We start from the raw sequence: 17227 nt of genomic DNA on the forward strand, positions 1-17227 counted from the left end.
TTATCGCCAGGGATCCGGGTTTAACCGGCGCTTTTGCCGAACCCGCCGCCCGACATCGCGTCGCTCAGCGAACAGGCCGCCGGGCCGAGGATGACGATGAACAGCACCGGCAGAATGAACAGGATCAGCGGCACGGTCATGATCGCGGGCAGGCGCGCGGCCTTTTCCTCGGCGCGCATCATGCGTTCGTTGCGGAATTCGGCCGACAACACGCGCAGCGCGCTCGCCAGCGGCGTGCCGTATTTTTCGGTCTGGATCATGGTCGTGACCACGCCCTTCACCGATTCCAGATTGACGCGATAGGCGAGATTCTCGAACGCCTGCCGACGTTCGGTCAGAAAGCCGAGTTCGATCGAGGTCAGCGCGAATTCTTCGCCGAGTTCGGGATAGGCGCGGCCCAGTTCCTTCGCGACGCGCGAGAAGGCGGCGTCGACGGTCAGGCCGGCTTCGGCGCAGATGACGAGCAGATCGAGCGCGTCGGGCAGGCCCTTGCGGATCGCGTCGGTGCGCTTCTGGCGCTTGTTCTGCACGAACAGATCGGGCGCCTTGTAACCCAGAATTAGCGCGGCCATCGTGAAGCCAGAACGCTTGAACGGCGTCATGTCGGGCCACATGTCGACCCAATAGATCAGAAAGGCGGCAAGCCCGCCGAACAGGATCGGCAGCACGAGACGGCCGAAGATGACGGTGACCGCCAGATCCTTCGACCGGATGCCGGCCTGCGCCAGCTTTTGCTGGACGTCCTGAATCTGCCCTTCCTGCAGCACCTGGAGCCGGCCGAGGAAGGTGCGCATCCTGTCGGCGGTCTGGTTCTTGCGGACCAGCTTCGCGCGACGCTTGGCGGTCGAGGCGGTGATCCCGGCCTTGAGCTGTTCGCGGCGGTCGTTGAGCGCCTTGACGCGCTTTGCCATCGGGTTGCGGACGGTCAGCGCGCCATAGATGGCGAAGAGCACCGCGCCGACGCCGACCGCGGCCAGCATCGTCGCGGCCCAGACGACGTCGACACCCATCAGCGTCGGGCCGGGCTGCGCTCCCGAAAATGCGGCAAGAAGGAAATTGCTGTTCATCTGCCGCCCTTCAGATCTCGAAGCTGATCATTTTTTTCATGATGAGGGCACCGATGGTCATCCAGATCAGCCCCCCGATTCCCGCGATGATCAGACGCTGTTCGAAGAAGAAGCCCGCGAGATAGTCGGGATTCATCGACCAGACGACGCCGAACACGAAGAAGGGCAGGGCGCCGACGATATAGGCCGATGCCTTGGCTTCCGATGACATGGCGCGGATTTTCAGCTTCATCTGCGCGCGCTTGCGCAACACTTCGGACAGGTTGGCCAGCGTTTCGGCCAGGTTGCCGCCCGTCTCGCGCTGGATCGCGATGGTGATGCAGAAAAACTGGAATTCGGGCGTTCCGATCATCTCTGCGGTTTCCTGGAGCGCGGCCTCCATCGTGTTGCCGATGCGGATACGCTCGACCACGCCCCGGAACTCCTCGCCGACCGGGCCCGGTAGTTCCTGGCTGACGACCTGAAAGGTCTCGGTGACGGGAAGACCCGATTTCAGGCCGCGAACGAGCAGATCGATCGCGTCGGGAAAGCGGGCGTTGAACTTTTGGACGCGCTTCGCGATGACCTTGCCGACATAGGCGTGGGGCAGGCCGATGCCGGCCAGCAGCCCCGCCATCACGGCGAGCAAAAAGGGCGTGCGCAGAACGAGCAATCCGCCGGTCGCGACGACGAACAGGCCCATGCACCAGAATATATATTGGGTGAGGTTCCAGCCCTTGCCCGCGCGGCGCAACCGCTTTTCCATCAGGTCGCGGCGCGGCACCAGGTCGGAGAGGCTGCTCCCGCCCCGACCGCCGACCGCCTGGATCGTCTTGCGCATTTGCGCCGCGACGACCGCTTCGGTCGACGCGGCGTGACGATCGCGCACCGATGCGAGCCGGCGGCTTTTCGCCTTGCCGGCCGACGGCCCCGCAAAGGCGAGAACCAGCATGGCAAGCGCCACCATGGCGGCGGCGACGGTCAGGATCATTGGCAGGTTCATAATGGCCTTTTGTCCGTTTCCTGCTTGGAAGGCCGCCACGGCCGGGGTGTCCCGGCCGCCGCGGCGTCCTTATTTCGCGCTCTTCTTCGCGACCAGCGTGCCGAGGCCGCCGAGCTTGCCGAGCAGCGAGCCGCCGCCCGGTTTCGCCTTGCCGGCGATGGCCGCTTCCTCGCTGCTTTCGTCGGCGCCGTCGATGATGACGCGCATCAGGCTGGTCCAAGCCTGGGCGCCCTTGGTGCCCTTGCAGATTTCGGCATAGGATTTGCCGAGCTTCGCGGCCTGGCTGACCAGCTTGGGATCGAACGGTATCGTGATGTCGATCGGACGTTCGATCGACGATTCGAATTCCTTGCGCGACAGTTCGCCGATGGCATTCTGGAACTTGTTCGCGACCAGCACCACGCGGGCGCCCGGCACATGCTGCTTGAACCAGGAAAGCAGGCGGATGGTATCGCGCGCCGAGGCGAGCGTCACGTCGCTGACGAGCAGGATTGTGCCCGCTTCCTGCACCAGGTGCGGGAAGGGGATCAGGACGTGGCGCGGAATATCGACGATCGTCATTTCGAACGCGCCGCGCAATTCCTCTTCGAGCTGGAAGAAGGCCGAGCCGTCGGTCATCACCGGCTGATGGATCGGCGCCTCGGCCGACAGCAGGCTGAGCTTGTCGGAGGCGCGCACCATCGCGCGTTCGATGAACAGGCCGTCGATGCGGCTGGGGTTGTCGATGGCGTCGATCAGCCCGCGGCCGGGCTCGAGGTCGAGCGTCAGCGCGCCGGTTCCGAAATGCACGTCGAGGTCGAGCAGCGCCGTCTGCCGGCTGCCCTGTTCGCTCATCACCCAGGCCAGCGACGTCGACACCAGCGACGCGCCGACCCCGCCGCGCACGCCGACCACCGCCGTCATATGGTGCGGCTTGTCGTCGTGCATGTCGGCGTGCTTCGGCGCCGACAGCATCGCCTGCGCCATGGTGAAGCTCTCGCGCACCTGGTCGAGCGACAGCGGCTTGAGCAGATAATCCTGAATGCCGCTCGACAGGAGGTCGCGGTATAGGCGAACGTCGTTCACCTGGCCCGCCGCGATCACGACCGTGCCCGGCTCGCAGACTTCGGCGAGCGCGTTGATGTCGTTGATCGGGTCACCCGATTCGGACATGTCGACGAACAGGATGTTCGGGCTCGCCGACACCGAAAGCGACTGGACGGCGTTGCGCAGCCCGCCCTTGTTGCATTTTTCGATCGGCCAGCCGAGGTCGGCGGCGGCGACGCGGATCAGCTCCAGCGTATCGTCGTCGCAGACGAAGGCGTTGAACGGATCACGCAGCCCGGCTGCTTTGAAAGGAGCGTTCACTGAGCGCCTCCGCTGTTGCTCGTTGACGTGGCCTTGAGTTCGCCGGCGCCCGTCTGGGGTTTTTCCCGATAGGTCTTGATCGCGCGTGTCGCCGCGTTGGGATCGTTGACCGTGGCCCGGTTGCCCTTGATCAGATCATTGGGGTCGGCGACCATTGCCGCAAGATTGCTGTTCGTCGCGCAGCCGTAGTTGGACGAGGTCGCGTTGGTCGGATTGATCGACGATTTGCTCGACCAGTCCGGGCAGCCCGGCACATGCGCCGACGCGCGCGTCACGATGACGCGGACATAGCCCGGCGGCACCGCGCCGGTCGTCACCGGAACGTCGGGGCTCAGCAACAGGCCGCGGCGTTCGACCATCGCGCGGATGGTCGCCTGCGCTTCGCCCGCGCCATATACCGACGGATCCTCGATCGAGACGCGATCGCCGTAGCGGATACCCATCGCGTCGAGCCATCCTTGGAGGCGGCCCTGTTCGCTCGGCACCAGATCGCCGCTACCGACGGCGACGTCGAACTGGTGGATGGTGTTGCGGACCACCGGCTGGTGGACCGATTCGAGGCTGTGGTTGCTGTTTGCGGCCCCGGTGCACCCCGTCAGCGACGTTGCCAGTGCCAGGGCGGCGGTCCAAGTTGCGATTTTGCTCATCACTCTGCTCCCCAAAACCAGCGTCACTTCTTGTTCAGGCTGAAACCGGGCGCGACATCGCCGCCGCCGCGCGGGCGATCCGCGTCGCCGACCGCCGTATCGAGCGACGGCTTCGGCCGGTCGCCGCCGGTCACGCCGTCGCTCGTCTGATTGAGCAGCAGGCGCTGAAGATCGTTGGCATCCTGATAGGCGTCGGTCGGCAGCTTGATTTCGTTCGCCGACACCGGCTGAACCAGATAGGGCGTCACGACGATAACGAGTTCGGTCTCGCCGCGCTTGAAGCTGTCCGATTTGAACAGCGTACCGAGGATCGGCACGTCGCCGAGACCGGGAATCTTGTCGATCGCGCCGATCGAACGATTGTTCATCAGGCCGGCGATCATGAAGCTTTCACCCGAACCCAGTTCGACCGTCGTTTCGGTACGGCGGATGGTGAGCGCCGGGATCTGGAAGCCCTGCATCTCGATCGCGCCTTCGGTCGACAGTTCCGACACTTCGGGGCGAACACGCAGGCTGATGCGGCCGTTCGACAGCACCGTCGGCGTATAGGCGAGGCTGACGCCATATTTGCGATATTCGATCGTCGTGCCGGCGAAATTGCCGGGGATCGGGATCGGAAATTCGCCGCCCGCGAGGAAGTCGGCGGTCTCACCCGACATCGCGGTGAGGTTCGGCTGCGCCAGCGTCGCGACCAGGCCCGAACGCTCGCCGAGGTCGAGCGAGGCGATCAGGTCCAGCCCGAACAGGCGGCCGGCGCCGGCCAGGCTGCTGGTTCCGGCCGGGGTGCTGAACTCAACGGTCTTGGTACCATCGGGGTTATAGGTGATCGTGCCGGGATTGCGGCCGCGGAACACCCCGCCCAGGAAACCGCTGCTCTTGTCCCGCGTCAGGATGTTGCCGCTGATCTCCTTGACCAGCGAGCGGTTCACTTCGGCGATGCGGACCTGCAGATTGACCTGCAGCGGCGTCGCGGTGCGCAGGCGCGACAGTACCTTGGTCTGGTCGCCGACGAAGGCCTGGACCAGCCGCTCGGCCTCGGCGGCGTCGTCGGGCGACGCGACCGTGCCGGTGAGCAGCACGAAGCCGTTCATCGTGTTCGAGGTGATTTTCGCATCGGGCATCGCCAGCGTCAGCATCTGGTCGATCGTCTCGATATTGTTGCCGACACGGGCGACGGTCGAATAGACGACCCGGCCGCTGGCGTCGGTCGCATAGATGCTCGTCTCGCCCGGCGCCTTGCCGAAGACGTAGAGCTGGCGACCCGAGCGGACCTGGACGTCGGCGACCTTGTCGTCGGCGACGAAGACGTCGGTCATCGGCGCCGACAGGCTGACCAGGCGGCCGCGGCCGACCGACAGGTCGATGCTGCTGCTGGCATTCTGCGTTGCCTGGGCCGAAGCCTGCTGCGCCGGGGCGGAGATCAGGGTCGCCGCGACCAGGCCGATCGCCAGAGTGCGGGCGAGCGCGGCCGCCTTGAAACGGGTTTTGCTGGTCATCTTACTTACCCCCAACCGGAACTTCGGTCATCTTGTCGCCGCGCGTCACGCGGACCACCGGGCCCCTCGGTGCCGCGGGGGCGCCCATGGTCACGGGCGATCCGCCGCCACTGAAGGATTGCTGCTGCGGCTGCTGGCGCGGGGCCGATACGCGGCCGCTTACCGGAACCCAGAAGCGGGAGACGTCGCCGCCCGTGGTGGCTGAGCTCTTGTTCGCGGTCGGCCGTGCGGCGGCCTCGGCGAGCATCTTCTTTTCGGCGGCGGTGCCGCCGCCGGCCGGAACATTGACTTCGCCCGACGCGATCGCGGCTTCCAGATCGCCGCTGTTTTCGGCGAGCGGACGGAGCGCGAGCGACAGCTTGCCCATATTCTGCGCGACGGCGATCTTCTCCGCGATATCGGGCGTCGCCTCGAGCGTTACTGAGCCGAAGGTGCGGACCGGCGTCTTGCCGGTTTCATCCTCGGCATCGTAGCGCTGGTCGGTCGCCAGGACGCGAACGTTGCGGACGATCGTCTCTGCCGTATAGAGTTCGTCGTCGGGATAGGCGCTGCCTTCCTTGATCTTGAGCTCCTGCGCCAGAACCACGTCGACGCGGTCGCCCGGAAAGACGAAGCCGGCGACGCCCTGTTCCTGCGAAACCTTGACCGTCACCGCGCGCATGCCCGGCCCAAGCGCCGCGGCGAGGAAGCCGCGATCATCGGGATGGACGAGCGCGCCCTGCGTCAGCGGCTGCCCCGCGGTGATCGGATAGCGCACGACGGTGCCGACCAGAGTCTGGACGTCGGTCTTTTCCTTCAGGAAATAGGCCTTTTCGACCAGTTCCTTCGGCCAGGGCTGAAAGCGGAAGCTGTCGGGGCCGATGATCGTGCCGGCCGGCAGCTGCCGGGTCGCGACAAGGATCATGGGTCCGTTGATTTCCGGTGCAGCCGCCGCGCGTGCCGTCGGCGTCGACGCGCCGCGCATCATCTGATTGACCCCGAACGCAGCCCCGATCGCAATGACCAGCGCGCCGACGATCAGCATAATCTTTCGTGTATCCACGATTTTCGCCTCCTACGCCGAACCAGAGATGGTGGCGCTTGCCCTCAACTCGATGCGATAGACTGAAAGTGGTTAAGATATTGTTGGTGAAGCGCCCAAAGACCGGCGATCGCGATCGCCACGCCATAAGGAACCTCTATCACCTTGTCCGAAGGCCTTATTTTCGACTGGATCAGCATGACGGCCGACAGGATGCCCCCGCCGATCGCCATGATGGTCAGCATCGGAACGAACAGCGGCAGCGGAATCCACAGCATCACCGCGCCGATCATCTTCACGTCGCCGCCGCCCATCGCGCCGATAGCGAACAGTCCGGCAAAAAGCAGGAAGACGCCGAACGCAGCCGCCAACTGAAGCGGAATATCGGGCCATAGCGCCCATCCCGCGGCGATCCAGAAGGGGACGGCGAGCAAGGCCATCGCCGCATTCAGGCCGTTCGAGATGGTGCGCGAGCGTAGGTCGCTGACCGCCGCGGCGATCATCAGCACGCCGAGAAGCGCCATCAGGCATAGGGAAACGAAGCCGCTTTGCATCGGTTTTCCCCTACACATCATGGCTTACCAAAGAGTAACCATGTCCCCGCACGGGTTGCATTCCGGCGCACAGCCGATATGCGGCGGCGATGACCGATGCGCTGCCCTCCTCGACCGACGTGCTGATCGTCGGCGCGGGCATCGCCGGTGCCAGCCTCGCCGCCGCGCTGGCGCCCTATCGCCGGATATTGATGATCGAGGCGGAGGATGCTCCCGGCTATCATGCGACCGGCCGTTCGGCGGCCTTCTGGCAGGAAACCTATGGCGGACCCGGCGTCCAGCCGCTGTCGATCGCGTCGTTCGATGACTTGCAGAATCCCCCAAGCGAATTTTCGGCGCGCGGTTTTCTGTCGCCGCGGACTGCCGTCAACCTCGCGCGCCGCGGGGATGCGGCTGCGGTCGATGCGTTCGTTGCGGGCTTTGCGGCCGGCGGCGTGCCGATGGAACGGATGTCCGCGACCGGGATTGCACGCCTCGTTCCCGGAATCCGCCCCGAATGGAGCGAGGCAGCCTTCGAGGCGTCTTGCAGCGATATCGACGTCGGCGGGCTTCACGCCGCCTATCTGCGCGCGGCGAAGCGCGCGGGCGCAGGGCTCGCGACGCGAGCGCGGCTTGATAGCGCACGCAGCACGGGCGCAGGGTGGGAGGTTCGCCTCGGGGACGAAACCGTCCGTGCGAACCTGATCGTCAATGCCGCCGGAGCCTGGGCCGACCGGGTAGCCGAAGCCTGCGGCGCCGCGCCGCTGGGCATCCAGCCTTATCGGCGAACCGTCATCCAGCTTCGGCTCGATTATCCGGTGCCCGCCAGCCTGCCGCTGGTGATCGACATCGGCGGAAATTTCTATTTCAAAGGGGAAAGCGAAGGGCGGATCTGGCTCAGCCCGCACGACGAGACGCCGTCGCCGCCCTGCGACGCGGCGCCCGAGGAACTGGACGTCGCGCTCGCGATCGAACGGCTGCGGCAGGTCGTCGACTGGCCGGTCGCGGCGGTCGAGAGGAAATGGGCGGGACTGCGCAGCTTTGCGCCCGACCGCCTGCCTGTCTTCGGCGCCGATGCGTGCGTTCCCGGCTTCGTCTGGTGCGCGGGGCAGGGCGGGTTCGGGATCCAGACCTCGCCGGCGATCTCCGCGCTGCTCGCAGCAGAGCTCGGCGCCCCCGCGCCGGAGGGTGCGATAGGGCGTGTCGACCCGGCGCCCTATGCCCCATCGCGGCTCGCCTGAGCCGCATCTAGCCGCTTGCGCGGTGAGATCGGTGGATTACCATGGGCTTAGCCGCGTCACCCCCGTCGCGGCCTGACCTGTGGAGGATGGCATGGCCCATTATTTCGAAATCAAGAAGAACAAGAAGGGCGAATTTGTCGCCTATTTCAAATATAATAGCGAACCCATCTTCTGGACCGAAGGCTACACCAGCAAGGCTTCGGCGAAAAATGCCATCGAGTCGATCCTCAAGAACGGGCCGGGCGCGGAAGTCCGCGAAGCCGAATAATAGCGAGGGCGCGGGCGTTTAGCGCGCCCGCGCCACTTCCAGCGCGGCGTCGCTCGCCAGCTTGTCGGCCAGTTCATTGTCGCCATGCCCGGCGTGGCCCTTGACCCACAGCCACTCGATGTCGTGCCGCGCTGCCTCGGCGACCAGCCGCTGCCACAGATCGGCGTTGGCGACCGGCTTCTTCGCCGCGGTCTTCCAGCCGTTGCGCTGCCAGCCGTGCACCCATTTGGTGATGCCGTCGCGGACATAGATGCTGTCGGTCGACAGTTCGACATGGCAGCGCCGCTTGAGCGCGGCGAGCGCTTCGATCGCGGCCATCAATTCCATGCGGTTGTTCGTCGTGTCGCGCTCGCCGCCCGCCAGCGTCTTGACCACATCGCCCCAACGTAGCACCGCGCCCCAGCCCCCCGGGCCGGGATTGCCCTTGCACGCGCCGTCGGTGGCGACGATCACCGTCTTGCCGGTCGTCATGCGGCGGTGAACAGGCTGGCGGCATCGCCCGCCTGATAACGGCGCAAGCGATTGAGAAAGGGCACCGGATCCTTGCGCGTGACAAGCGCGTCGGCCGGGGTGTGTACCCAGTCGTGCGCGCGCGTGAGCAGGAAGCGCAAAGATGCGCCGCGCGCGAGCAGCGGCAGCGCGGCGATTTCCGCTTCGCTCAGCGCGACCTCGCGTGCATAGCCACGCATCAGCGCCCGCGCGCGGACGGGATCGCAATGGCTGCCGTCGTCGGAAAAGGTCCATGATGCATGGGTGACCGCAAGGTCATAGGCGCGAAAGTCGCTTGCCGCGAAATAGAAGTCGATGAGCCCCGTCACCGTCTCGCCGAGCATCAGCACATTGTCGGGGAAGAGGTCGGCGTGGATGACGTGCGCGGGAAGCTCCCCGGGCCAGTTCGCGTCGAGGAAGGCGAGCTCCGCCTCGACGATATCCTGCAGTCCAGAAATCACCGCGTCGAGATCGCCGGTCGCATCGGCGATCGCACGCCAGTGGCGGTGGCCCATGCTGTTTTCGCGCCCACCCGGAAAATCGGCGGCGGCGCGGTGTATCGCGCCGAGCGCCGCGCCGACCGCCGTGCACTGATCCGGCGTCGGGTGGCTCGGCGATATGCCCGACAGAAACTGGATGATGCAGGCGGCGCGGCCAGCGATTTCCTGGATCGCGATGCCTTCGCGGTCGTGGATCATCGCCGGAACCGGGCAATCGCGGCTCGCGAGATGATCGAGCAGATCGACGAAGAAGGGCAGGTCATCCACCCGCACCCGCTTTTCATAGAGCGTCAGGATGAACTGGCCGCCGCTGGTTTCGAGCAGGTAGTTGCTGTTCTCGACCCCTTCGGCGATGCCCTTGCACGACCGGACGGTGCCGATATCGTAGCGGGAAACAAGGGTCGCGAGGTCGTCGGGATCGACGTGCGTATAGACCGCCATCAGTCGGCCACCGGCTCGAGCCCGCGCGGGAGTTTGAAGACCATGTTTTCTTCGGCGGTTACCACGACATCCTCCACAATCGGGCGGTGCGCGGCGACGGCGTCGATGACTTCGCGGACCAGCGTTTCGGGCGCGCTGGCGCCCGCGGTGATGCCGAGCGTGGCGATGTCCGTCAGCCAGGCCGGATCGATGTCGCTGCCGCGTTGGACGAGATGCGCCGGGGTGCCCAGCCGCTCGGCGACCTCGACGAGACGCAGGCTGTTCGAGCTGTTGGGGGCGCCGATCACGATCATTCGGTCGCAGCGGCGGGCGATCGCCTTCACCGCGTCCTGCCGGTTCGAGGTCGCATAGCAGATATCCTCGCCGCGCGGCCCGGCGATCGACGGGAAACGATGCTGGAGCGCCGCGACGATGTCGCGCGTGTCGTCGACCGACAGCGTCGTCTGGGTCAGGAAGGACAGCATGTCGGGATCGGGCGGCGCCAGCGCGGCGACATCGTCGACCGATTCGACCAGGGTCATCGCACCCTCGGGCAATTGGCCGAGCGTTCCGATGACCTCGGGATGGCCGGCGTGGCCGATGAAGATGATGTGGCGGCCGCTCTCGTTCGCGCGTTCGGCCTGGCGATGAACCTTCGAGACGAGCGGGCAGGTCGCGTCGATATAGTCGAGCCCGCGCGCCTCGGCCTTCGCGGGTACTGCCTTGGGCACGCCGTGGGCGCTGAATACCACCGGAACGCCGTCGGGAACCTGATCGAGCGATTCGACGAAAATCGCGCCCTTGGCCTTCAGCGATTCCACGACATAGCGGTTGTGGACGATTTCGTGGCGGACATAGACCGGGGCGCCGAAGCGGATCAGCGCCAGTTCGACGATGCGGATCGCCCGGTCCACACCGGCGCAAAAGCCGCGCGGTGCCGCGATCAGGACCGCGAGTTCGGCGCTTTCCTGCGCGATCGGTTGGGGAGCGTTCATGGTGCGCGCGCTCTAGCCTAGCTCGGTATATGCGGTAAAGCAGGTTCGTCCGTGTTGCGCCTCGTTCATCGCGCCGATAAGAAGCGGCGCGCATGGAGCGTCGGACAGCCGGTTCGTCGGACCTGCCTCGAGATTTGGAAAGCCCGGTTTCTATGATGTTCATCTCCTCCTCGTCCCGCAAACTCGTCGCCGTGCTGTGCGGGGGCGCGGCCCTGGCGACGATCGCCGGCTGCGCGAAGGACAATGACATCGACGTTTCGGCCGGCGGCGCGGGCATCACCGCGACGCGCAGCGCTTGCCCGGCGGTCGCCGTTCCCGCCTATACGGGTGACATCACCCTGTTCGACCCGGCGACCAGCCGCGACGCGCGGGCGATCGACGTCGTCGCGACGATCACCCACGTCACGCCGCAATGCAATGATCAGGCCGAAAAAGTCTATCAGCTCGCCGATTTCGACGTCGTGGCGACGCGCCGCGACGCGGGGCCCGCGCGAACGGTGACGCTGCCCTATTTCTCGACGGTGGTGCAGGGCGGCACCGCGGTCATCGCCAAGCGTGTCGGCCAGGTCACGGTGAGCTTTGCCGAAGGCCAGGTGCGCGGTACAGGGCACGGCCAGGCCGCCGCCTATGTCGATCGTGCTGCGGCGACGCTGCCCGCTGATATCCAGGAACGTATCACGCGCCGCCGCAAGGCCGGCGAAGAGGATGCCGCGATCGACCCGCTGAGCATCCCCGAAGTTCGCACCGCGGTGCAACGCGCGAGCTTCGAACTGCTCGTCGGCTTTCAGCTCACGCAGGATCAACTCGAATATAACGTCCGACGATAAGGTTCGCGGCGGCGCACCAGCGCCGTTCGCTTTCGCTCATGCCCTGCCGCGCCGACGCGAGGCAGGGCTTTTCGCGTGCCCAAAGCTGCGTTAGGGCGCGCGCGACCGTTTTTTCGCTTCAAGATAGGCCTCGCCGTGACCCTGTTCAGCCGCTTTTCCGCCCATATCGACGCCGCGCTCGATGCGCTGGTCGCGCGCGATGCGCTTCCCGCCGGACTCGACCGGAGCGCGATCAGCGTCGAGCCGCCGCGCGATCCCTCGCACGGCGACGTCGCGACCAATGCCGCGATGGTGCTCGCCAAGCCCGCGGGCACCAATCCGCGCGCGCTTGCCGAACAGCTTGTCGCCGAACTCGGCGCGCTCGATGAAGTGACCGAAGCGAGCGTCGCCGGGCCCGGCTTCATCAACCTGCGCCTTGCCGACGACAGCTGGCGGAGCGAGCTCGCGCTGATCCATGCCGAGGGCGGCGATTACGGCCGCTCGGCGATGGGCGAGGGGCGGCGGGTCAATGTCGAATATGTCTCGGCCAACCCGACCGGGCCGATGCACGTCGGCCATTGCCGCGGCGCGGTCGTCGGCGATGCGCTCGCGGCCTTGCTCGAATATGCGGGGCATCGGGTCACCCGCGAATATTATGTCAATGACGCCGGCGCGCAGGTCGACGTGCTCGCGCGCTCGGTCCACATGCGCTACCGCGAAGCGCTGGGCGAAGACGTCGGCGCGATCCCCGAGGGGCTCTATCCCGGAGATTATCTGAAGCCCGTCGCCGCGAAGCTCGCCGCCGAATATGGCGACCGCTATGTCGGAACGCCTGAGAGCGCGTGGCTCGGGCTGTTCCGCGCCGAGGCGGTCAGCGCGATGATGGACATGATCCGCGCCGACCTCGCCAAGCTCGGCATCCACCACGATCTCTTTTCGTCCGAAGCCGAGCTTCAGGCGGAAGGCAAACCCGCTGCGGCCGAGAAATGGCTGCGCGAGCATGATCTGGTCTATGACGGCCAGCTCGAAGCGCCGAAGGGCGAAACGCCCGAGGATTGGGAACCGGTCGAACTGCCGCTGTTCCGCTCGACCCGGTTCGGCGACGATCAGGACCGGCCGATCAAGAAGTCCGACGGAAGCTGGACCTATTTCGGCGCCGACCTCGCCTATCATTTCCAGAAAAGCCAGGATGCCGACGAACTGATCGACATCTGGGGCGCCGACCATGCGGGGACGGTCAAGCGGATCAAGGCAGCGGTCGCGGCGCTGACCGGCGGCAAGACGCGTTTCGACGTCAAGCTGGTGCAGATGGTCCGGCTGCTCAAGAATGGCGAGCCGTTCAAAATGTCGAAGCGCGCGGGCAATTTCGTCACCCTCGCCGACATCGTCGACGAGGTCGGCAAGGATGCGGTGCGCTTCACCATGCTGACGCGCAAGGCCGATGCGCAGATGGATTTCGACTTTGCCAAGGTCGTCGAGGCGTCGCGCGACAATCCGGTCTTCTATGTCCAATACGCCCATGCGCGGATCGCGTCGCTGAAGCGCAAGCTCGCCGAGGCGGGCGTTGCGGCGGCGGCGCCGAACCCGGCGCGGCTCGACGACTATGAGCTCGGCCTCGTCAAGCTGCTCGCGCAATTCCCGCGTATCGTCGAGGCGGCGGCATCAGCGCGCGAGCCGCACCGTATCGCCTTCTACCTCGGCGACCTCGCCGCGGCGTTCCATGCCTGGTGGAACATGGGTAACGACCGGCCCGAAGCGCGTGTCATTTTGGCAAACGACCCTGAACTGACCGCGACGCGGCTTTATTTGGCCGACGGAATCGGGCAGGTTATCCGCAACGGGCTCCACCTGATGGGAGTGGAAGCCCTTGAGGAGATGAGCTGATGGCCGAGGGTAAGGGGGAAACCGCAGAGGAAACGGGCGGCGAGGGACTGGGCCTCGAAGGCGAGGATCGCCTGCCCTGGCTCGAAGCCGCCGACGGCTATGAAGACGATGGCGAGGTGTCCCCGGTCCGCCTGCTGGTAATGGTGCTCGGCGGGTTGCTGCTGATCGGTGCCGTGCTTGGCGCCCTGTGGTGGCTCCAGAACGGCGGCGCGCGCGGGCAGGGCGAACTGATCGCGGCGCAGAAGGGCGATTACAAGGTCGCGCCGAAGACCGACGGCGCCAAGACCTTCGAGGGCGAGGGCGACGCGAGCTTCGCCGCGACCGAGGGCGCGGTTCCGGCGGGCAAGGTCGATCCGACGCGGATGCCCGAGGAACCGGCGGTGACCCCCGCCGAGCGCGAAGCCGCCGCCAAGGCCGAAAAGGCAAAGGCCGACAGCGAAAAGGCGGCCGCGGCAAAGGCCGAGGCCGCGCGCATCGCCGCCGCCGACAAGGGCAAGCCGGGGCCCGCCGCCATGTCGGTCAAGACCGGCGACGCAGCGGCGGCGGACAAGGCGCAGACGGGCGGTTCGGCGACGATCCAGCTCGGCGCGTTCAGCAGCGAGGCCGCGGCGGCGAAGGCGTGGACCAATTTGTCGAAGCGCTTTCCCTATCTGGCCGATCTCGGCAAATCGGTGTCGCCGGCGACCGCCGGAGGCAAGACCGTCTACCGGCTCCGGGCCGCGGCGGGAAGCGCCGCCAACGCGGCGTCGCTCTGCGGAAAATTGCGCGTCGCGGGTGAAAATTGCGTCGTCGTCCGCTGATTCGGCCCGCTTGGCCGCAGAGGACATTGGTTCATTTCCCCCCTCATGCCATATCGGGCACGAGGGGGCGCCGACCGATGGAGGTTGACGCACGATGATACCCGCGATTTTCGGGCTTTCGGGCCTGACCCTGACCGATGACGAGCGCGCTTTCTTTCGCGACAGCGATCCCGCTGGCTATATCCTGTTCGGTCGCAATATCGCGAACCGCGAGCAGCTTCGGCGCCTGACCGATGATTTGCGCGGGCTCGATGGACGCGCCAACCTGCCGATCCTGATCGATCAAGAGGGCGGCCGCGTCGCGCGGATGAAGGCGCCCGAATGGCCCGATTTCCCAAGCGGCGCGGCGTTCGATGCGCTTTACGAGCGCGCCCCGGCCAGCGCGATCGAGGCGGCACGGCTCAACGCGATGGCGCTTGCGGTGATGCTTGCCGAGGTCGGGATCACCGTCGATTGCCTGCCGCTGCTCGATGTGCGTCAGCCGGGGGCAAGCGATGTGATCGGTGATCGTGCGCTCGGCAGCGAGCCGATGCGTGTCGCCGCGCTCGGCCGCGCGATCCTGAGCGGCCTTCAGGACGGCGGCGTCGTCGGCGTCGTCAAACATATTCCGGGCCATGGCCGCGCGATGCTCGATACTCACGAAGCGCTGCCGACCGTCACCGCGTCCGACCATGATCTGCAGAGCGATCTCGCGCCCTTTGCGGCGCTGCGCGATGCGGCGATGGCGATGACCTGCCATGTCATCTTCGACGCCTGGGACCGGGATCGGCCTGCGACCCTGTCGCCGACCATCATCGACGGCATTATCCGCCAGCGCGTCGGTTTTCACGGTCTGTTGATGACCGACGACCTCGATATGAAGGCTCTGTCGGGCACCGTCCCGTCGCGCGCCGCCGATGCGGTCGCCGCAGGATGCGACATCGCGCTCAACTGCTGGGCGAAGATGGACGACATGATCGGCATCGCGAAGGCGCTCGATCCGATCAGCACGCTTTCGCGCGCACGGCTCGAAGGGGCCATGGACCGGATCTCGGGCGCGCATGACTCGCGGCAGTTCGCGGTGCTCATCGACCAGCGCGACGCGCTGCTGGCGCTCGCCTGATGGAGGAACTGCCGCTCGCCTTTGAACTGGCACCGGCGGCAGCGGCCGAGCGCGAGGACGCGCTGCAACTCAATCTCGATAGCTGGGAAGGCCCGCTCGACCTGCTGTTGACGCTCGCGCGCGGGCAAAAGGTCGACCTCCGGCAGATTTCCATCCTCCAGCTTGTCGAACAATATCTCGCCTTCATCGCCGAAATGCGCGCCAAGCTGGAGGTCGCGGCCGATTATCTGGTGATGGCGGCGTGGCTCGCCTATCTGAAATCGGCGCTGCTGCTGCCCAAGGACCCGCTGGAGGAGCCGTCGCCCGACGAGCTGGCGTTGCGGCTGCAATTGCGGCTCCAGCGCCTTGCCGCGATGCGCGAGGCGGCGGCACGGCTGCTCGCGCGCGATCGCATCGGCCGCGACGTCTTTCTGCGCGCGAAGCCGGAAGGGCTGCACGACGTCAGGGTGCGGCGCTGGGATGCGAGCCTTTACGACCTGCTGGCGGCCTATGGTCAGGTCAAGCTGCGCACCGAGCCCGTCGTCCACATGGTTGCGCGGCGCCCGGTGATCACGCTCGACGCGGCGCTCCAGCATCTCGAACGGATGATCGGGATCAAGGTCGACTGGGCCGAACTGTCCGATTTCCTGCCGTCCGACTATCAGGGGCCGCTGCGCCGCTCGGCAATCGCGTCGAGCTTCGTCGCCGCGCTTGAGCTGGCGCGGCAGGGGCGGGTCGACCTCAAGCAGGACGGCGCGTTTGAACCGCTTTATCTGAAGGCAGCGGCAATATGATCGACGATCTGGAACGCGCGATAGAAGCGATGCTGTTCGCGAGCGACGAACCGCTCGATGCGCGGCAGGTCGCGGGACGTCTGGGCGATGAGATGACGCCGGGCGAGGTGCGTGCGATCATCTTGGCGATCGCCGAGCGTCATAAGGGCAGCGGCATCGAACTGGTCGAGCGCGGCGGGCATTGGCATTTTCAGACCCCCGCCGACCTTGCGCACCTGCTGCGCCGCGAGCGCGACGATCCGCGCAAATTGTCGCGCGCGGCGGCCGAGGTGCTGGCGATCGTCGCCTATCATGAGCCCGTCAGCCGCGCGGAGATCGAGGCAATCCGCGGCGTCCAGACCTCGAAGGGGACGCTCGACGTGCTGATGGAGGCCGAATGGATCGCGCCCGCCGGACGGCGCGAGGTGCCGGGGCGGCCGCTGATTTACAAGACCACCGACGCCTTTTTGCAGCATTTCGGGCTCGCGAGCCGCAAGGATCTGCCGGGAATCGAGGATTTGCGTGCTGCGGGGCTGCTCGACCCGGTCGACCTCGCTTTCGAGGAAGCGATGGGCGAGCTGGACCTAGTAAAAGACGGCGAGGACGCCTAGATAGCGGCCTCAAGGAGATTGGAAGATGGGTAGCTTCAGCATCTGGCACTGGCTCGTGGTCGGGATTCTCGTCCTACTGCTGTTCGGCAAGGGTCGTTTTTCCGATATGATGGGCGACGTCGCCAAGGGCATCAAGAGCTTCAAGAAGGGCATGGCCGACGACGACGCGCCGCCGCCCGCGCCGCGCCAGATCGAAGGCCAGCGCTCGCCCGAAGCGACCCCGACGCCGACGGCTGAAACCGAAATCCGCTAACCGCGCAATTTCG

19 protein-coding genes are annotated in these 17227 nt (G+C 66.2%); 9 read left to right on the top strand and 10 right to left on the bottom strand.

The genetic code is table 11. The features are described from left to right. Window positions 1-20: 20 nt before the first annotated feature. From NP825_RS06635 to NP825_RS06665, 7 genes are all read right to left on the bottom strand, one after another. Window positions 21-1067: a type II secretion system F family protein gene (locus NP825_RS06635; protein WP_374046538.1), complete on the bottom strand. Its 1047-nt coding sequence runs from the start codon at window positions 1065-1067 to the stop codon at window positions 21-23. A gap of 10 nt (window positions 1068-1077) precedes the next feature. After that, entirely contained in the window at window positions 1078-2037 is a 960-nt protein-coding gene (locus tag NP825_RS06640) for a type II secretion system F family protein (protein WP_374046539.1), read from the bottom strand. Window positions 2038-2118: 81 nt separating this feature from the next. Next, on the bottom strand, window positions 2119-3396 hold the full coding sequence (locus tag NP825_RS06645; protein ID WP_257549638.1) for a pilus assembly protein CpaE: 1278 nt from the start codon (window positions 3394-3396) through the stop codon (window positions 2119-2121). Continuing rightward, window positions 3393-4043: a CpaD family pilus assembly protein gene (locus NP825_RS06650; RefSeq protein WP_257549641.1), complete on the bottom strand. Its 651-nt coding sequence runs from the start codon at window positions 4041-4043 to the stop codon at window positions 3393-3395. The genes NP825_RS06645 and NP825_RS06650 overlap by 4 nt, the downstream gene beginning before the upstream one ends. Before the next feature lie 23 nt (window positions 4044-4066). Continuing rightward, a complete protein-coding gene (locus tag NP825_RS06655) occupies window positions 4067-5539 on the bottom strand; it encodes a type II and III secretion system protein family protein (protein ID WP_257549642.1) in 1473 nt (490 codons plus the stop codon). Between the two features lies 1 nt (window position 5540). Continuing rightward, window positions 5541-6581 (bottom strand): Flp pilus assembly protein CpaB, encoded by a 1041-nt coding sequence (gene cpaB / locus NP825_RS06660; protein ID WP_257549644.1) that lies wholly within the window; start codon window positions 6579-6581, stop codon window positions 5541-5543. Between the two features lie 44 nt (window positions 6582-6625). Then, the gene (locus NP825_RS06665; protein WP_257549647.1) at window positions 6626-7114 is read right to left on the bottom strand and encodes a prepilin peptidase; all 489 of its coding nucleotides are present in this window, start codon (window positions 7112-7114) and stop codon (window positions 6626-6628) included. An 89-nt stretch (window positions 7115-7203) separates the two neighbouring features. Between NP825_RS06665 and NP825_RS06670 the strand changes: the two genes are divergently transcribed. Both NP825_RS06670 and NP825_RS06675 read left to right on the top strand, forming a co-directional pair. Beyond that, a complete protein-coding gene (locus NP825_RS06670) occupies window positions 7204-8334 on the top strand; it encodes an FAD-binding oxidoreductase (protein ID WP_257549649.1) in 1131 nt (376 codons plus the stop codon). Window positions 8335-8425: 91 nt separating this feature from the next. Then, a complete protein-coding gene (locus NP825_RS06675) occupies window positions 8426-8602 on the top strand; it encodes a DUF1508 domain-containing protein (RefSeq protein WP_076074922.1) in 177 nt (58 codons plus the stop codon). Window positions 8603-8620: 18 nt separating this feature from the next. Here the strand turns inward: NP825_RS06675 and rnhA are convergent, their stop codons facing one another. From rnhA to ispH, 3 genes are read right to left on the bottom strand one after another with little or no spacing between them, the layout of a single operon-like run. Further along, entirely contained in the window at window positions 8621-9073 is a 453-nt protein-coding gene (gene rnhA, locus NP825_RS06680) for a ribonuclease HI (protein WP_257549657.1), read from the bottom strand. Further along, a complete protein-coding gene (thrB, locus tag NP825_RS06685) occupies window positions 9070-10032 on the bottom strand; it encodes a homoserine kinase (protein ID WP_257549659.1) in 963 nt (320 codons plus the stop codon). The genes rnhA and thrB overlap by 4 nt, the downstream gene beginning before the upstream one ends. Further along, entirely contained in the window at window positions 10032-11006 is a 975-nt protein-coding gene (ispH, locus tag NP825_RS06690; RefSeq protein ID WP_257549661.1) for a 4-hydroxy-3-methylbut-2-enyl diphosphate reductase, read from the bottom strand. The genes thrB and ispH overlap by 1 nt, the downstream gene beginning before the upstream one ends. A gap of 152 nt (window positions 11007-11158) precedes the next feature. Between ispH and NP825_RS06695 the strand changes: the two genes are divergently transcribed. The 7 genes from NP825_RS06695 (at window position 11159) to NP825_RS06725 (ending at window position 17214) form a co-directional block, all read left to right on the top strand. Beyond that, window positions 11159-11833: a hypothetical protein gene (locus NP825_RS06695; protein ID WP_257549663.1), complete on the top strand. Its 675-nt coding sequence runs from the start codon at window positions 11159-11161 to the stop codon at window positions 11831-11833. 135 nt (window positions 11834-11968) lie between these two features. Next, on the top strand, window positions 11969-13696 hold the full coding sequence (gene argS, locus NP825_RS06700) for an arginine--tRNA ligase (RefSeq protein WP_257549665.1): 1728 nt from the start codon (window positions 11969-11971) through the stop codon (window positions 13694-13696). After that, window positions 13696-14496, top strand: a complete 801-nt coding sequence (locus tag NP825_RS06705) for an SPOR domain-containing protein (RefSeq protein ID WP_257549667.1) — start codon at window positions 13696-13698, stop codon at window positions 14494-14496. The genes argS and NP825_RS06705 overlap by 1 nt, the downstream gene beginning before the upstream one ends. A 94-nt stretch (window positions 14497-14590) precedes the next feature. Beyond that, on the top strand, window positions 14591-15598 hold the full coding sequence (gene nagZ / locus NP825_RS06710; protein WP_257549670.1) for a beta-N-acetylhexosaminidase: 1008 nt from the start codon (window positions 14591-14593) through the stop codon (window positions 15596-15598). After that, window positions 15598-16371, top strand: coding sequence for a ScpA family protein (locus tag NP825_RS06715; RefSeq protein ID WP_257549672.1), 774 nt, complete (start codon window positions 15598-15600; stop codon window positions 16369-16371). The genes nagZ and NP825_RS06715 overlap by 1 nt, the downstream gene beginning before the upstream one ends. Next, on the top strand, window positions 16368-16961 hold the full coding sequence (gene scpB / locus NP825_RS06720; RefSeq protein WP_257549674.1) for an SMC-Scp complex subunit ScpB: 594 nt from the start codon (window positions 16368-16370) through the stop codon (window positions 16959-16961). The genes NP825_RS06715 and scpB overlap by 4 nt, the downstream gene beginning before the upstream one ends. Window positions 16962-16986: 25 nt before the next feature. Next, window positions 16987-17214: a twin-arginine translocase TatA/TatE family subunit gene (locus NP825_RS06725; protein ID WP_257549676.1), complete on the top strand. Its 228-nt coding sequence runs from the start codon at window positions 16987-16989 to the stop codon at window positions 17212-17214. The last annotated feature ends 13 nt before the right edge of the window (window positions 17215-17227 follow it).

This window comes from Sphingopyxis sp. DBS4 (assembly GCF_024628865.1).
Taxonomy (GTDB): Bacteria; Pseudomonadota; Alphaproteobacteria; order Sphingomonadales; family Sphingomonadaceae; genus Sphingopyxis.

Excerpts from the sequence above, each read along its gene's own strand:
- NP825_RS06635 (WP_374046538.1), bottom strand. The coding sequence starts at position 1,067 with ATGAACAGCAATTTCCTTCTTGCCGCATTTTCGGGAGCGCAGCCCGGC.
- NP825_RS06640 (WP_374046539.1), bottom strand. The coding sequence starts at position 2,037 with ATGATCCTGACCGTCGCCGCCGCCATGGTGGCGCTTGCCATGCTGGTT.
- NP825_RS06650 (WP_257549641.1), bottom strand. The coding sequence starts at position 4,043 with ATGAGCAAAATCGCAACTTGGACCGCCGCCCTGGCACTGGCAACGTCG.
- NP825_RS06655 (WP_257549642.1), bottom strand. The coding sequence starts at position 5,539 with ATGACCAGCAAAACCCGTTTCAAGGCGGCCGCGCTCGCCCGCACTCTG.
- NP825_RS06665 (WP_257549647.1), bottom strand. The coding sequence starts at position 7,114 with ATGCAAAGCGGCTTCGTTTCCCTATGCCTGATGGCGCTTCTCGGCGTG.
- NP825_RS06670 (WP_257549649.1), top strand. The coding sequence starts at position 7,204 with ATGACCGATGCGCTGCCCTCCTCGACCGACGTGCTGATCGTCGGCGCG.
- NP825_RS06675 (WP_076074922.1), top strand. The coding sequence starts at position 8,426 with ATGGCCCATTATTTCGAAATCAAGAAGAACAAGAAGGGCGAATTTGTC.
- rnhA (WP_257549657.1), bottom strand. The coding sequence starts at position 9,073 with ATGACGACCGGCAAGACGGTGATCGTCGCCACCGACGGCGCGTGCAAG.
- thrB (WP_257549659.1), bottom strand. The coding sequence starts at position 10,032 with ATGGCGGTCTATACGCACGTCGATCCCGACGACCTCGCGACCCTTGTT.
- ispH (WP_257549661.1), bottom strand. The coding sequence starts at position 11,006 with ATGAACGCTCCCCAACCGATCGCGCAGGAAAGCGCCGAACTCGCGGTC.
- NP825_RS06695 (WP_257549663.1), top strand. The coding sequence starts at position 11,159 with ATGATGTTCATCTCCTCCTCGTCCCGCAAACTCGTCGCCGTGCTGTGC.
- NP825_RS06705 (WP_257549667.1), top strand. The coding sequence starts at position 13,696 with ATGGCCGAGGGTAAGGGGGAAACCGCAGAGGAAACGGGCGGCGAGGGA.
- nagZ (WP_257549670.1), top strand. The coding sequence starts at position 14,591 with ATGATACCCGCGATTTTCGGGCTTTCGGGCCTGACCCTGACCGATGAC.
- NP825_RS06715 (WP_257549672.1), top strand. The coding sequence starts at position 15,598 with ATGGAGGAACTGCCGCTCGCCTTTGAACTGGCACCGGCGGCAGCGGCC.
- scpB (WP_257549674.1), top strand. The coding sequence starts at position 16,368 with ATGATCGACGATCTGGAACGCGCGATAGAAGCGATGCTGTTCGCGAGC.
- NP825_RS06725 (WP_257549676.1), top strand. The coding sequence starts at position 16,987 with ATGGGTAGCTTCAGCATCTGGCACTGGCTCGTGGTCGGGATTCTCGTC.